12 protein-coding genes and 7 tRNA genes are annotated in these 14730 nt (G+C 63.4%); 7 read left to right on the forward strand and 12 right to left on the reverse strand.

Annotated features, from left to right (window positions below):
- Positions 1 to 143: 143 nt before the first annotated feature.
- The 9 genes from earP to gltX form a co-directional block, all read right to left on the reverse strand.
- Positions 144 to 1295, reverse strand: coding sequence for an elongation factor P maturation arginine rhamnosyltransferase EarP (earP, locus tag ACFPO9_RS08055; protein WP_379769278.1), 1152 nt, complete (start codon positions 1293 to 1295; stop codon positions 144 to 146).
- Between the two features lie 82 nt (positions 1296 to 1377).
- Positions 1378 to 1453 (reverse strand) — tRNA-Glu (locus ACFPO9_RS08060).
- An 8-nt stretch (positions 1454 to 1461) separates the two neighbouring features.
- Positions 1462 to 1537, reverse strand: a tRNA-Ala gene (locus ACFPO9_RS08065).
- Between the two features lie 63 nt (positions 1538 to 1600).
- Positions 1601 to 1676 (reverse strand) — tRNA-Glu (locus ACFPO9_RS08070).
- 121 nt (positions 1677 to 1797) lie between these two features.
- Positions 1798 to 1873 (reverse strand) — tRNA-Glu (locus tag ACFPO9_RS08075).
- A 32-nt stretch (positions 1874 to 1905) separates the two neighbouring features.
- Positions 1906 to 1981, reverse strand: a tRNA-Ala gene (locus tag ACFPO9_RS08080).
- Between the two features lie 79 nt (positions 1982 to 2060).
- Positions 2061 to 2136 (reverse strand) — tRNA-Glu (locus ACFPO9_RS08085).
- 31 nt (positions 2137 to 2167) lie between these two features.
- Positions 2168 to 2243: transfer RNA gene (locus ACFPO9_RS08090), tRNA-Ala, on the reverse strand.
- A gap of 66 nt (positions 2244 to 2309) precedes the next feature.
- Positions 2310 to 3701, reverse strand: coding sequence for a glutamate--tRNA ligase (gltX, locus tag ACFPO9_RS08095; protein ID WP_379769281.1), 1392 nt, complete (start codon positions 3699 to 3701; stop codon positions 2310 to 2312).
- A 183-nt stretch (positions 3702 to 3884) separates the two neighbouring features.
- Between gltX and ACFPO9_RS08100 the strand changes: the two genes are divergently transcribed.
- Positions 3885 to 5063, forward strand: coding sequence for a GGDEF domain-containing protein (locus ACFPO9_RS08100; protein WP_379769283.1), 1179 nt, complete (start codon positions 3885 to 3887; stop codon positions 5061 to 5063).
- Positions 5064 to 5089: 26 nt separating this feature from the next.
- On the opposite strand, the gene ACFPO9_RS08105 is transcribed toward ACFPO9_RS08100, so the two are convergent.
- Both ACFPO9_RS08105 and apbC read right to left on the reverse strand, forming a co-directional pair.
- Entirely contained in the window at positions 5090 to 6112 is a 1023-nt protein-coding gene (locus ACFPO9_RS08105) for an RNA methyltransferase (RefSeq protein WP_379769286.1), read from the reverse strand.
- Positions 6113 to 6209: 97 nt separating this feature from the next.
- A complete protein-coding gene (gene apbC, locus ACFPO9_RS08110; RefSeq protein ID WP_379769287.1) occupies positions 6210 to 7298 on the reverse strand; it encodes an iron-sulfur cluster carrier protein ApbC in 1089 nt (362 codons plus the stop codon).
- A 120-nt stretch (positions 7299 to 7418) separates the two neighbouring features.
- Between apbC and metG the strand changes: the two genes are divergently transcribed.
- From metG to ACFPO9_RS08140, 6 genes are all read left to right on the forward strand, one after another.
- Positions 7419 to 9572 (forward strand): methionine--tRNA ligase, encoded by a 2154-nt coding sequence (gene metG / locus ACFPO9_RS08115; RefSeq protein ID WP_379769288.1) that lies wholly within the window; start codon positions 7419 to 7421, stop codon positions 9570 to 9572.
- Between the two features lie 47 nt (positions 9573 to 9619).
- Entirely contained in the window at positions 9620 to 10936 is a 1317-nt protein-coding gene (locus ACFPO9_RS08120; protein ID WP_379769290.1) for an enoyl ACP reductase FabMG family protein, read from the forward strand.
- Between the two features lie 47 nt (positions 10937 to 10983).
- Positions 10984 to 11193 (forward strand): DUF3460 family protein, encoded by a 210-nt coding sequence (locus ACFPO9_RS08125; protein WP_379769292.1) that lies wholly within the window; start codon positions 10984 to 10986, stop codon positions 11191 to 11193.
- 28 nt (positions 11194 to 11221) lie between these two features.
- A complete protein-coding gene (locus ACFPO9_RS08130) occupies positions 11222 to 12109 on the forward strand; it encodes a segregation and condensation protein A (RefSeq protein ID WP_379769294.1) in 888 nt (295 codons plus the stop codon).
- Positions 12110 to 12125: 16 nt separating this feature from the next.
- Positions 12126 to 12977 carry a pantoate--beta-alanine ligase gene (gene panC / locus ACFPO9_RS08135; RefSeq protein ID WP_379769296.1) on the forward strand — a complete coding sequence of 284 codons (852 nt, stop codon included), beginning with the start codon at positions 12126 to 12128 and terminating at the stop codon, positions 12975 to 12977.
- A gap of 180 nt (positions 12978 to 13157) precedes the next feature.
- On the forward strand, positions 13158 to 13322 hold the full coding sequence (locus ACFPO9_RS08140) for a hypothetical protein (RefSeq protein ID WP_379769299.1): 165 nt from the start codon (positions 13158 to 13160) through the stop codon (positions 13320 to 13322).
- On the opposite strand, the gene ACFPO9_RS08145 is transcribed toward ACFPO9_RS08140, so the two are convergent.
- Entirely contained in the window at positions 13297 to 14712 is a 1416-nt protein-coding gene (locus tag ACFPO9_RS08145; protein ID WP_379769302.1) for an aminotransferase-like domain-containing protein, read from the reverse strand. The genes ACFPO9_RS08140 and ACFPO9_RS08145 overlap by 26 nt on opposite strands.
- Positions 14713 to 14730 lie beyond the last annotated feature (18 nt).

The following is a 14730-nucleotide window of genomic DNA, read 5'->3' on the forward strand; positions in this document are numbered from 1 at the left end:
CTCACCCATAAATAAATGTGTTTTTGGCTTCCATAACCGGCGCGTTGCATCGTTGGCTCATGCTTGCAGTGCTCGCACTGCGGTGCACTCGCCGCCTTGCACCGCATCCGGTTCTGTTCGCCAAAAATCACATTTATTTCTGGTTAAGTACTAAGCGACCGGGCGAAATCCAGCAGATTGCTCACTAAATCGCCATTTGCCAGCATCTGCGCTTCCCACTCACGGGCACGGCGCGTCAAGCCTGGCAGTTCGGCTTGCAGGGACGTCCACAGGCCTTCCATCTGTCCTTCCCGCGCATCGTTCCAGCGCAGGGAAAAGTCGACCAGGCTCTGTGCGCCCACCGCATACTTTTGCAGGAACGCGCGGAGTTTAACATGATGCAAGTTTTCATCTTGCGGATAAATGTGCCAGACAAAGGGCCGGGCCGCCCATTGCGCACGCACCCAGGAGTCCTCGCCGCGCACGAAATTGACATCGCAAGCCCAGAGCAGGCGATCGTAATCCGTCTGTGGCATGAAGGGAATCACGCGCACCGTCAGCGCGCCGCGGGTGGCGGCGGCGCCGGCCTGTGCCCGCGCGCCGATGAATGCTTCCACCTTTTCGCGCGCCACGCCTTCCGGCACCAGGCAGCTCACTTTCATTGCGCCCTGCGCCCACACGTCGAACAATTCGCTCACCGGCGCATGCGGATAACAGAACAGGCTCACCTTCAGTGCAGCCATTTCCTCTTCCCTTACGCCAAAGCGCCCAAGGAATGCCGCCATTGCCGCCGCATCTTCCTGGAAGCGCGCACAATCCTCGACCAGGCCGCGTTCGCGCAGCAGGCCGCCGGTCTTCTCGTTAAAGCCGGGGAAGAAGAAATGCTTGATCAGTTTCAGCCGCGGATGCATGGACGGCAGCCGGTGGCAGCCTTCGACCCATTCCTCGGCGCTCAAGCCTTCGTAGTTGATCCAGACCGGACGCGGTTCGCGCTGGGCCATTGCCTCGATATAGCCGGGCGGGATATCGACGCCGAAGAATTCGATCACCAGGTCAGGAATATCGGCGGGGCCGAATTGCCCGTCCTGGCCGGCCCAATGGCGCACCGTCACGCCATCGATGTTCTGCAGCTCGGCCGCCGTATCGACTTGCGGCCAGATGCGGCGGAAGCTCGCGAGGTCGTCGACCCAAAGCGTGACCGCGATGCCATGCTCGGCATGGAATTGGCGCGCCAGGCGCCAGCAAATGCCGATGTCGCCGTAGTTGTCGACGACTTTGCAGAAGATCGCGAGGGTGCGGGGGAAGTCTGGAGACATGATCGTTTGAAAAGGATGCGGCCAAATAGAAAAACCGGGGCACCTATCCGCATGCGCGGACGGTCTGCTCCGGTTTTTTGACTGGCGTCCCCACGGGGATTCGAACCCCGGTACTCACCGTGAAAGGGTGATGTCCTAGGCCTCTAGACGATGGGGACCTAAAACTTGGTGGAGGTAAGCGGGATCGAACCGCTGACCTCTTGCATGCCATGCAAGCGCTCTCCCAGCTGAGCTATACCCCCCAATACTGCGGCACTACTGCCGCACTCAACAAAAGAGCCGCTCAAGGCGGCTCCTTGCGATGCTGGCGTCCCCACGGGGATTCGAACCCCGGTACTCACCGTGAAAGGGTGATGTCCTAGGCCTCTAGACGATGGGGACCTAAAACTGTTTTTACTACTTTTACTGCTTCAATGGCGCACTGCTGGGTGTGCGTCCATCTTGTTTCATGGGGCCAGATCCTGAATTTCTCGGGTTGAATCTGACCTCATCCAATTATCTTTGGCGTCCCCACGGGGATTCGAACCCCGGTACTCACCGTGAAAGGGTGATGTCCTAGGCCTCTAGACGATGGGGACCCTGGACTGCTTTGCTACCGTTTCCTGAAACTTGGTGGAGGTAAGCGGGATCGAACCGCTGACCTCTTGCATGCCATGCAAGCGCTCTCCCAGCTGAGCTATACCCCCGTTTCGGGAACGCAGCATCATAACACACTGCGTTTACTTCTCACAGCATCGTTTTCACAACGCTGAAACTTCCAAACCTTGGCGTCCCCACGGGGATTCGAACCCCGGTACTCACCGTGAAAGGGTGATGTCCTAGGCCTCTAGACGATGGGGACCCTGGACTTCCTTGCTACCCACTTCAGAACTTGGTGGAGGTAAGCGGGATCGAACCGCTGACCTCTTGCATGCCATGCAAGCGCTCTCCCAGCTGAGCTATACCCCCGCAGTGCTGAAGTGCGAGCATTATAGCGGAGGGACTTGCATTTCGCAAATAGCCAACAAGGGTCGTTTACAGACCTTTTTGCAGGCGCGCCAGCACGGTGTCGCGGCCGAACAGTTCCAGCACCGCGTCGATGGCCGGCGTCTGCAGCTGGCCGGTCACCAGCAGGCGCAGCGGCATGGCCAGCTGCGGCATCTTCAGGCCGTTCGCCGCCAGCACTTCCTTCATCGCCGCGGACAGCGCCGGCTTGCTCCACTCCACCGTCTGCAGCTTTTCCGCGAACTGCGCCAGCGCCGGGCGCACGGCCTCGGTCAGGTGCTGGGTGAGCAGCGCAGCATCCGGATTCGGCGTGCGGAAGAACAGCATCGCCGCATCGGCCAGTTCCTTGATGGTGTTGGTGCGTTCCTTCATCAGGCCCAGCACTGCGGCCAGCGGCGGCGCGCCGTCGAACCGGGCGCCCTCGCGCTCCATGATCGGGCGCGCCAGCGCGGCCAGGCGTTCGTTGTCGGATTGCTTGATATAGTGGTTGTTCAGCCAGGCCAGCTTTTCCGGGTTGAACTGGGCCGCCGACGCGGTCAGGTGCTCGAGATTGAACCACTCGGTGAACTGCTGCATCGAGAAGATCTCGTCGTCGCCGTGGCTCCAGCCCAGGCGCGCCAGATAGTTCAGCATCGCCTCCGGCAGGAAACCCTGTTCCGGATACTGCATCACGCTGACGGCGCCGTGGCGCTTCGACAATTTCTGGCCATCCGGGCCGAGGATCATCGGCAGGTGGCCGTACTGCGGCAGTTCCGCGCCCAGCGCGCGCAGGATGTTGATCTGGCGCGGCGTGTTGTTCACGTGGTCGTCGCCGCGCAGCACGTGGGTGATCTGCATGTCCCAGTCATCCACCGCAACGCAGAAGTTATAGGTCGGGGTGCCGTCGCCGCGCGCGATGATCAGGTCGTCGAGTTCCTTGTTGCCGATGGTGATGGGGCCCTTGACCACGTCGTGCCAGGTGACTTCGCCGTCCAGCGGGTTCTTGAAACGGACCACCGGCTTGATGCCGGCCGGGACTTCCGGGAGCTGCTTGCCCTCTTCCGGGCGCCAGGTGCCGTCGTAGCGCGGCTTTTCGCCGGCCGCGCGCATGCGCTCGCGCATCGCCTCGACTTCTTCCGGGGTGCAGTAGCACAGGTAGGCGGTGCCGGCGTCCAGCATCGTCTTGATGACTTCGCGGTAGCGGTCCATGCGCTGCATCTGGTAGAACGGGCCTTCGTCGTGCTCCAGGCCCAGCCACTTCATGCCGTCCAGGATCGCCTGCACCGCCTCCGGGGTCGAACGCTCCAGATCGGTGTCTTCGATGCGCAGGATGAAGGTGCCGCCGAAGTGGCGGGCATAGGCCCACGAATACAGCGCGGTGCGGGCGCCGCCGAGGTGGAGGTAGCCGGTCGGGCTGGGAGCGAAACGGGTGCGAACGGTCATGATGTGAAAAAGAGGATGTGCTAAAGGGGCTATTTTACAGGCTTGCCATCGGGCCGGCGTAGTCGGCGCCCCGTGCTATGCGCCCTGCATGCAATTACTTTACAGAAAGTAAATTTTTAGCTACTCTTTCTCCTTTGGTCAGCACTCATCACCTCTTCCGATCCTGCCTGACATCAGCCCCTCATGTCGAACGACCCCAGCATCGCTCCCATCGCGCCCCTGCGCGGAGAATTCTCCGACGCCGCCACGGAAGCCGGTTTCCTGCACCGGCAGGCGGCCACGATCCTGCGCGACCTGCGCCGCGGACTGCTGCTGTGCTCGCTGTTCTACCTGGTGTTCGGCGCCACCGACATCGCGGCGCTGGGCCTGGCCAAGGCCATCGTGCCGCTGCTGTCGCGCCTGGCGATTCCCTTCGTCGCGGCCGCCTGCCTGTTTTACGCACGCCGCCCCGCGGCCTCCGTGCGCGCCACCGGCCATGCGGCCAGCGCCTTCACGCTGTGCTGGGCCGCCAGTTATTTCGTCGTGATCTGCTACCGCCCCGCCGACATCCTGCTGCACGCCATGGCCTGGGCGGTCATGGCGATGGTCATCCATGTGCTGATCCCGAACCGGCTGGTGCACGCGGCCGCGATCACGGCGGGCGCCAGCCTGGTCTTCATCGGCCTGGCCTGGACCCGGCACGCGGTCGAGACGCGGGCCCTGAGCTCGCTGACCATGCTGCTGGTGGGCGCCAACGTGTTCGGCCTGACCGTGGCCCAGCGCCATGCGCGCATGTGGCGCGAACAGTACTGGGCGCAGCAGGTGCTGACCAACCTGTCGATCCGCGACCCGCTCACCGGCTCGTATAACCGCCGCCACCTGAACGCCGGCCTGCTCGACGGCGAGATCGCGCGCGCCCGCCGCTACCGTCTCAGCCTGTCGCTGATCATGTGCGACCTCGACGGCTTCAAGAAGATCAACGACACCCACGGCCACCACGCCGGCGACGAACTGCTGCGCAGCTTTGCGACCCTGGTGCAGACGATGACGCGCGACGCCATCGACACGGTGGTGCGCTACGGCGGCGAGGAATTCCTGATCATCCTGCCGGAGACCCGCCTGGACGGCGCCCTGGAACTGGCCGAGCGCGTGCGCGCCGTCTTCGCCGCCCAGCGCGTCGAGCTCGAGGACGGGCTGTCGCTGGGTACCACGGCCAGCTTCGGCGTCGTCGGCGCCGAGTTCGGCGGCAGCCATGCGGTCACGCCGCAGGGCATGATCGCGCTGGCCGACCAGTTGATGTACGAGGCCAAGCACGCGGGGCGGAATCAGGTGCGGGCAAAGCAGTTGGGACAGCGGGTCGAGAAGGTGGGGCGGGTGGCGTAGGGTGGGCACACCGTGCCCACGTCGTATTACGCGGATCGATGTATCTTGATCGGCTGCGCCGCCCGCGCGCGCAACTGCCCGCAACCGCCATCGACATCCTGCCCGGCCGAATCGCGCAGCTTGGTGAGGATGCCGCGCTCGAACAGCCAGGCCGCGATCCGCTCGGCCTTGTCCCAGCCAGGCCGCTGGAAGGGCAAGCCCTCGTTGGCGTTATACGGAATCATGTTGAGCACCGCGTACCTGCCGCGCAGGAGATCGACGAGGGCGTCCAGCTCGTCCTGGCCGTCGTTCACGCCTTCCATTAAAGTCCACTGGTACTGGATCGGATAGCCGGTCAGGCGCGCATAGCGCTCGCCCTCTTCCACCAGCTGCGCCGGCGTGATGCGCGGCGCGCGCGGCAGCAGGCGTTCGCGCAGCGCCGGCTTGGTCGTGTGCAGCGACAAGGCCAGCGCCGGCTTCACGCGGCCCGACGGCAGGCGCTCGAACACGCGTGGGTCGCCGACGGTCGAGAACACCAGGTTCTTGTGCGCGATATTTCCTTCCACGCCCAGCAGCTCGATCGCTTCCATCACGTTGTCGAGGTTGTGCGCCGGCTCGCCCATGCCCATGAAGACGACCTTTTTCACGGACCGCCGGCGGCGCGCCAGCACCACCTGGGCGACGATCTCGCCGCTGGTCACCTGCCGCACCAGGCCGCCCTGCCCCGTCATGCAGAACTGGCAACCGACCGCGCAGCCGACCTGGCTCGACACGCAGACGCCATCGCGCGGCAGCAGCACGGACTCCACCGTCTGGCCGTCCTGCAGGCCGACCAGCAGGCGTGCGGAACCGTCTTCGGCCGGGTACGTACTGAGGATGCGGGCCAGGCCGTCGAGCTGGGCGTCGATCCGCGGGAGCGCTTCGCGCAGCGGTTTCGGCAGGAAGTCGCCGGGGCGGCGGCGGCCGTGCTCGTGGCCGCTGTTCCTGACCCAGTCGCGCAGGATGCGGTCTTCGTGGAGCGGGAGGGCGCCGAGAGTGCGGAGGTGGGTGCGGAGGGAGTCGATGCGCATGTTGCTTCACGTCGTTCCCGCGAAGGCGGGAACCCAAGTTGGGCGCGCAGTCGAAATGCCCGCAAACTTGGATCCCCGCCTGCGCGGGGACGACGTATCAGTCGTTCTTGACCACGATCGTCGGGAACTTGGCGCTCATGTCCTTCGCCTTCTCCGCCACCTTCACCGCCACCTTGCGCGCAATCGCCTTATAAATAGTGGCCACCGCGCCATCCGGCTCCGCCACCACGGTCGGCGTGCCCGAATCCGCCTGCTCGCGGATCGACAGCTGCAGCGGCAGACGTCCCAGGAAATCGACGCCGAAGTCGGCGCACATCTTTTCGCCGCCGCCCTCGCCGAAGATCGCCTCATGATGGCCGCAGTTCGAGCAGATGTGCATGCTCATGTTCTCGACCACGCCGAGGATCGGGATCCCGACCTTCTCGAACATCTTCAAACCTTTACGCGCGTCCAGCAGCGCGATGTCCTGCGGGGTGGTGACGATCACGGCGCCCGTCACCGGCACTTTTTGGGACAGGGTCAGCTGGATGTCGCCGGTGCCCGGCGGCATGTCGACGATCAGGTAGTCGAGTTCGCGCCAGTTGGTCTGCTCCAGCAGCTGCTGCAGGGCCTGGGTGACCATCGGTCCGCGCCAGACCATGGGCTCGTCCGGATCGATCAGGAAACCGATCGAGGACACCTGCACGCCATGGTTCTCCAGCGGCTCCATGGTCTTGCCGTCCGTGCTTTGCGGGCGGCCGTTGATGCCCAACATGGTCGGCTGCGAAGGGCCGTAGATGTCGGCATCCAGCACGCCGACGCTGGCGCCCTCGGCGGCCAGGGCCAGCGCCAGGTTGACGGCGGTGGTCGACTTGCCGACGCCGCCCTTGCCCGAGGCGACGGCGATGATGTTCTTCACGTTCGGCATCACCTTCAGGCCGCGCTGCACGGTGTGCGAGATGATCTTCGAGCTGACGTTGACGCTGACGTTCTGCACGCCCGGCAGCTGGCGCAGCGCCTCGATGACGCTGTTCCTGACCAGGCCGACCTGGCTCTTGCCCGGGTAGCCGAGTTCGATGTCGAGGGAGATGTTGCCGGCGTCGAGCTGGATATTCTTGACGGAACGGGTGCTGACGTAATCTTTATTGGTGTTCGGGTCGATGACGGCGGCCAGGGCGGCTTTGACGTCTTCTGCAGTGATGCTCATGGGGTTCTCCGGATGTGATGCGCAAGAGTTTAGCTTATTTCAAGCTTGAGAACCCCCTGACCGCTCAGGGTCATCCGCTGGTAAAATGCCTTTTTTCTATATCGTCCCCTTTTTCCGACCATGACACGCAAGCTGTTCGTCACCACCGCCCTGCCCTACGCCAACGCCGCCTTCCACATCGGCCACATGATGGAATACATCCAGGCCGACATCTGGGTCCGCTTCCAGCGAATGCAGAAAGACGAGGGACAACAGCGCACGGTGCACTTCGTCGGCGCCGACGACACCCACGGCACCCCGATCATGATCGCCGCGGAAAAGGAAGGCGTGACGCCGCAGGAATTCGTGGCCCGCATCGCCGCCGGCCGCGCCCAGTACCTGGACGGCTTCCACATCGGTTTCGACAACTGGTATTCGACCGACTCGCCGGAAAACGTCGAGCTGTCGCAGGGCATCTACCGCAAGCTGCGCGATGCCGGCCTCATCTATACCAAGACCGTCGACCGCTTCTACGACCCGACCAAGGGCATGTTCCTGGCCGACCGCAACATCAAGGGCGAGTGCCCGGTCTGCCACGCCAAGGACCAGTACGGCGACAACTGCGAAGTCTGCGGCGCCGCCTACCAGCCGACCGAACTGATCAACCCGTACTCGGTGTTCACCGGCTCGACCCCGATCCTGAAGCCGTCCGAGCAGTACTTCTTCAAGCTGTCCGACCCGCGCTGCTTCCAGTTCCTCAAGGCGTGGCTGAACACCCCGGGCCGCCTGCAGCCGGAAATGGTCAATAAAGTGTCCGAGTGGCTGGGCGAGAACGGCGAAAAGCTGGCCGACTGGGATATTTCCCGCGACGCGCCCTACTTCGGCATCCCGATTCCGGATGCGCCGGGCAAGTTCTTCTACGTCTGGCTGGACGCGCCGGTCGGCTACCTGGCCTCGCTGAAGAATTATTTCGAAAAGAAAGGCCTCGACTACGAAGCCTTCCTGAACGATCCGGCCGCCGAGCAGGTCCACTTCATCGGCAAGGACATCGTCTCCTTCCACCTGCTGTTCTGGCCGGCGATGCTGAATTTCTCGCAGCACCCGGTGATCGACAAGCTGAAGGTCAATGTCCACGGTCACCTGACCGTGAACAACGAAAAGATGTCGAAGTCGCGCGGCACCGGCATCTCGCCGCTGCGCTACCTGGAACTCAAGATGAATCCGGAGTGGCTGCGCTACTACCTGGCATTCAAGCTGAACAGCAAGGTCGAGGACCTGGACTTCACCGGCGAAGACTTCGTGGCCCGTGTGAACAGCGACCTGATCGGCAAGTACGTCAACATCGCCAGCCGCTGCGCCGGCTTCATCGCCAAGAAGTTCGACGGCAAGCTGGCCGCTTCGCTGTCCGATAACGCGAAACAATGGATCGCCCGCGCCCTGAACGGCGAACACGGCGAGCGCCAGGCGACGATCGCCGCCAGCTACGAAGCGCGCGAGTTCGGCAAGGCGCTGCGCGAGATCATGGCCATCGCCGACGTCGCCAACCAGTACGTCGACGAGAACAAGCCCTGGCTGCTGGCCAAGGACGAATCGAAGCTGGAAGAGCTGCACGAAGTCTGCACCACCGCCCTGATCCTGTTCCGCCAGCTGAGCATCATGATGTCGCCGGTGCTGCCGCAGGTGGCCGCGCGCGTGCAGGAATTCCTGGGCGACGCCGCCTTCTCGTGGGAAGACACCGAGGGCGAGAAGGTCTACAACAGCATGCTTGGCCGCAGCATCGGCGCCTACAGCCACCTGATGCAGCGCGTGGACGCGAAGATGGTCGAGGACCTGTTCGACAAGCCTGCCGTTGCCGCTCCGGCTGCAGCCCCGGCTACCGCTGAAAAGCCGGCCGCCGCGGCGCCCGCAGCCGATCTGCCGGCAGCCGAAGCCGGCGATATCGAAGAACTGGCCCCGGAAATCTCGATCGACGACTTCACCAAGATCGACCTGCGCGTGGCGAAAATCGTCAATTGTGAGCACGTCGAAGGTTCGAGCAAGCTGCTGCGCCTCACGCTCGACCTGGGCGAAGGCCGCTACCGTAATGTCTTCTCGGGCATCAAATCGGCCTACCAGCCGGAGCAATTGATCGGCAAGCTGACCGTGATGGTCGCCAACCTGGCGCCGCGCAAGATGAAGTTCGGCGTCTCGGAAGGCATGGTCCTGTGTGCTTCGGCCAAGGATGAGAAGACCAATCCGGGCCTCTACCTGCTGGAGCCGGTATCGGGGGCGCAGCCTGGCATGCGCATCCGTTGATTGGCTATAATGCAGCGTTTCTTACTTTTGAGTGGTAGAAAAATAAAATGACCGAATACAAAGCCCTTCGACACATCCCGCAAGCGAACCTGTTCCGCCAAGGCGACGTCTTCGTGCTGTTCGGCGAGCTGTTCGGCCGTGGCTATGCGAACGGCCTGATCGACGAAGCGCGCAAGGCCGGCATGACCATCCTGGGCATCACCGTGGGCCGCCGCAACGACGACGGCAGCCTGCGCGCCCTGAGCGCGGAAGAACATGCGGAAGCGGAAGAAAAGCTGGGCGGCCACATCATCAATGTGCCGCTGATGGCCGGTTTCGACATGGATGCACCGGCGGGCGAACAGAACCCGACCGAGATGCTGTCCGGCATTACCCTCAAGAGCTGGCAGGAAGACAAGCTGGACTGGGACAAGATCGAGCTGTGCCGCCAGGCCGGCGTGGCCCGCTTCACGGAATCGGCCCGCCAGTCGATGGCCGAGATCGACAAGCTGATCCCGGACGGCGCCAACGTCTTCTTCGCCCACACCATGGCCGGCGGCATCCCGCGCATCAAGGCTTTCCTGGCCATCGCCAACCGCATCTACAAAGGCCGCGGCGAGCGCTTCATGTCTTCGCGCGCCCTGCTGGACAGCGACCTGGGCAAGCTGATCCTGATGAACTTCGACGAAGTCTCGGCGAATACGCTGAAGTACCTGATCGAGGCCTCCAGCGCGATCCGCGCGCGCGTCGAATCGAAAGGCGGCCAGGTCCGCTACACCGCCTACGGCTACCACGGCACCGAAGTGCTGATCGGCGACGAATACAAGTGGCAGACCTACACCAACTACACCCAGGGCTACGCCAAGATGCGCCTGGAGTCGATCGCCGAAGCCGCCTGGAACCAGGGCGTGGCCGCGACCGTGTTCAACTGCCCGGAAATCCGCACCAATTCCTCGGACATCTTCGTCGGCGTGGAACTGTCGCTGTTCCCGCTGCTGACCGCACTGAAGAAAGAAGGCGGCGGCGCCTGGGCCCAGCAGCAGTGGGACGCTTGCCAGGCCCTGCTGAACGAGGGCGAGACCGTCCAGGGCATCCTGGACAAGCTGGAAAGCTACCTGCAGACCGAGACCAGCGCCGGCTTCCGCAACTTCGAAGCCTGGCCGATGGACAATTCGCCGGAGCTGGCCGACCTGATGATCGGCACCTCCGACGAAATCTCCTCGCTGCACCAGGATAAAAAGGCCTTGATCACCGACCACCTGTCCTCGCTGGTGCTGGAAGGCACCGGCCCGCTGATGTTCCGCGGCGCGGCCGAGAAGATTGCGCCGGTGCTGTGGCTCAACCACGACATCATCGCCCGCCAGCTGAACGCGCTGCACAAGTAAGCGTTAGAATTTCAGGTTTGCACCTATTCCTTTAAGTAAAGAGCACCATGGGCCTGTTCACGAAACACTCGAATTACGAATCCGACCACACCAAGTTCATCAAGGACCTGAAAGAGAAAACCCCGGGCATGGACCAGCGCCAGGTGGAAGGCCGCTCCCTGCTGTGGGACAAGTCGCCGACCTCGCTGGACGAGCAGCGCCGTATCGCGGAATCGCGCCTGCGCCAGCAAGCTTATCCGTATCAGACCAAGGTCTGAGGCCGGCTGACGGCAGAGGCTGACGACGATGCTGCCCGAGCAGGCGTCTCCCGAGGGAGGCGCCGATTCCACGCCGGACGACGGCGCCATCCTTGACGCCGAGCTGCAGTCATCCCTCGAGGCACACGATGCGGCCGAGGCCGCCATTGCCCGCCTCTACGGCGAGCCGCTGCTGCGCCTGCCGAACGACCTGTACATCCCGCCCGACGCGCTCGAAGTCTTTCTCGACGCCTTCGAAGGTCCGCTCGACCTGCTGCTCTACCTGATCCGCAAGCAGAACTTCAACATCCTCGACATCCCGATGGCGCAGGTGACCCTGCAATACCTGAAATATGTCGAGGAGATCCGCAAGAGCAACCTGGAGCTGGCCGCAGAATACCTGCTGATGGCGGCCATGCTCATCGAGATCAAGTCGCGCATGCTGCTGCCCAAGCGCCAGGACGAGCTGATCGAGGACGTCGGCGACCCGCGCGCGGAACTGGTGCGGCGCCTGCTGGAATACGAGCAGATCAAGCTGGCGGCCCAGCAGGTGGGTTCCCTGCCCCAGCTCGACCGCGACTTCCAGCGTCCTTCGCTGCCGGTCGAGCAAGGCCTGGCGCCAGTCTGGCCGCAGGTCGACCCGCACGACCTGCAGCGCGCCTGGATGGACGTGCTGCGCCGCGCCAAGCTGACCCAGCATCACCGGATCGGCCGCGAGGAACTGTCGGTGCGCGAGCACATGTCGGCGATCCTGCGTACACTGCAATCGAACCGCTTTATTGAATTCTCGGAACTGTTCCATGGACAAGCCAGCGTGCCTGTCGTGGTCGTGCACTTCGTGGCCATGCTCGAGCTGGCCAAGGAAACCCTGATCGAAATTACCCAGGCCGAAGCTTTCGCGCCCATCTATGTCCGGTTGGCCTATTCGCCGGCCTGAGTTTTACAAAGACACCATGAAAATCATCTCCACCATCGACGAACTGCGCGACCAGCTGCGCGGACAACTGCGCACCGCCTTCGTTCCGACCATGGGCAACCTGCATGAAGGCCACCTCTCGCTGATGCGCCTGGCGCGCCGCCACGGCGACCCGGTGGTCGCCTCGATCTTCGTCAACCGCCTGCAGTTCGGCCCGAACGAGGACTTCGACAAATACCCGCGCACTTTCCAGGCCGACGTCGAGAAGCTCGAGAAGGAAGGCGTCTACGTGCTGTTCGCGCCGACCGAAAAGGACCTGTACCCGGAGCCGCAGGAATACCGCGTGTTGCCGCCCAACGACCTGGGCAACATCCTCGAAGGCGAGTTCCGCCCATCCATGTTCCCGGGCGTGTGCACGGTGGTGACCAAGCTGTTCTCCTGCGTGCAGCCGCGTGTGGCCGTGTTCGGCAAGAAGGATTACCAGCAGCTCATGATCATCCGTAACATGGCGCGCCAGCTCGCGATGCCGACCGAGATCATCGGCGCCGAGACCTTCCGCGCCGGCGACGGCCTGGCCCTCTCCTCGCGCAACGGTTACCTGTCGACGGAAGAGCGCGCCGAGGCGCCCTTCCTCTATCAGACGCTCAACCATGTCGCCGAGCAGACCCGCGCCGGGCTCAGCAGTACCCCGGCCGACCTGCTGGCGTTGGAACAGGACGCGATGGATCGCCTGGCTGCGCGCGGCTGGAAGCCGGATTATGTGTCGATCCGCAAGCGCATGAACCTGCAGCCGCCGACGCGCGACGAGTATCTTGCTGGCGAGCAATTGGTGGTCCTGACCGCGGCCAAGCTGGGCAACACGCGCCTGATCGATAACCTGGAAATCTGACTTTAACTGCGCCACACTACTTTCTTTTTGAAATTGTCTTGTAGATATTGGCAACTTCCTTTACTAGAATCTACCTGGCAAGACTTTTTACCCAAATCACGTAAAAAGATCTATTCGACACCCTGTCGCCCCTGGCGCAGACCGGCGAGGCCATCACGGTGTATCCGATGGGCCAGGATTTTGTCGCTGACGATCACCGCCGACCTCGAAGTGCGTCTGCTGCGGCCCTTCCACACCTTCCTGCTGGGGAAGCAGGTGCAGATCGGGTGCCGGATTTCGAATATTTCGATGCGGATGAAGCAGCGGCTGGAGCGCGCCGTCAGCAAGGTGCAGATGAAGCGCTGAGTTGTTCGAACGACTCGGGCCGCTGCGCAAGCAGCCGGGACAAGCGTTGAAGACCCGCCTGCAAGCGTCCTCGGTCCTTGATGCTGCCCAGGGAGATCCGAATGGCATTCACGGATCCGCTGCCGCCGGCGAATGCCTCCGCCGGCGTGACGGCGATGCCGTCGCTGGCGGCTGCCCGCGCAAGCTGCGAGGCGTTCCAGTACGCCGGCAACTCGAGCCATACGTGCAGGCCGTCGCCCAAGCCCTTGTAGCGCCCCGCCAGGAGATCGCGAGCCATCCGCTGGCGCAGGCGCGCCTCCTGGCGTACGCCTGCCAATAATCCGTCAGCCGAACCGTCGAGGATCCACTGTGTGGCCAGCGCGGCGCTCAAGGGCGCGGCCATCAGCGAAAACGATCTGAGCGCGGCCAGGAAGCGCCCGCGTTCTTGCGGGTCGCGTACCAGCACGAAGGCGACCCGCAAGCCGGGCGTCAGGCATTTCGACAGGGTCGAGATATAGGCCACGTGTTCGGGAGCAAACGTGGCAATGGGCGGCGGCGGCGCATCGGCAAGCAGCCAGTAGGGATCGTCCTCGACGATGCGTATATTCCAGCGCTTCGCAATGCCGGCGAGCTCCTTGCGCCGGCGTTCCGGGATGGTAATGGCGGTCGGGTTCTGGCAGGTCGGATTGAGGTAGGCCAGCCGAGCCTGGTGCCGGCGGCACGCTTCCTCGAGCATGTCGGGCACCATCCCGTACTTGTCCGCTTCCACCGCAACGATGTGCCGGCCGAACTGGGTCGCCGCGGCACGCAAGCCGGGATAAGTGGTCGGCTCTGCCAGGATGACATCGCCGGGCGCCGTCAGCGCAAGGATCAATGCGGCGATCGCCGCTTGCGCCCCCGGACAGACGACAAGCTGCCCGGAATCCAGCTGTCCAAGCATCGGGGCCAGCCATGTCGCGCCAGCCTTGCGGTCGGAGTCGCTGCCCCCGCCCAGGTGATAAGTCATCAGCGATGCATTATCCGCCCTCATCAGCACCTGGGACAAACCCTGCTTCAACATGTCGTCGAAGTCAACGCCATCCGGCGGCGGCGGGGTATTCATGCTCAGGTCGAGGATGGCGCTCAGTTCGACTTTCGGCGCTGCGACATAGGTGCCTCGAGCGCCGCGGCCCTCCAGCAGCTTGCGGCGCCTGGCTTCGTCGTAGGCGCGCGTGACCGTCGTCAGGTCCACGTCCAGCTGTGCTGCGAGCTGGCGCTGCGGAGGCAGGCGATCACCCGGATTCAGCGATCCGCCTTCCACTGCCGCCTGCAAGGCATCCGCAATCTGCAGGAAACGAGGCCCTTTGTTCCCCGCCAATCGCGGCAACCAGGTGGGCAAGGTTTCATCTTGTATGGTTCTCAACTGGGACATTTTGTCTCGATGTATGGA

The organism is Massilia aerilata (assembly GCF_042656905.1).
GTDB classification, from domain to species: Bacteria; Pseudomonadota; Gammaproteobacteria; order Burkholderiales; family Burkholderiaceae_D; genus Telluria; species Telluria aerilata.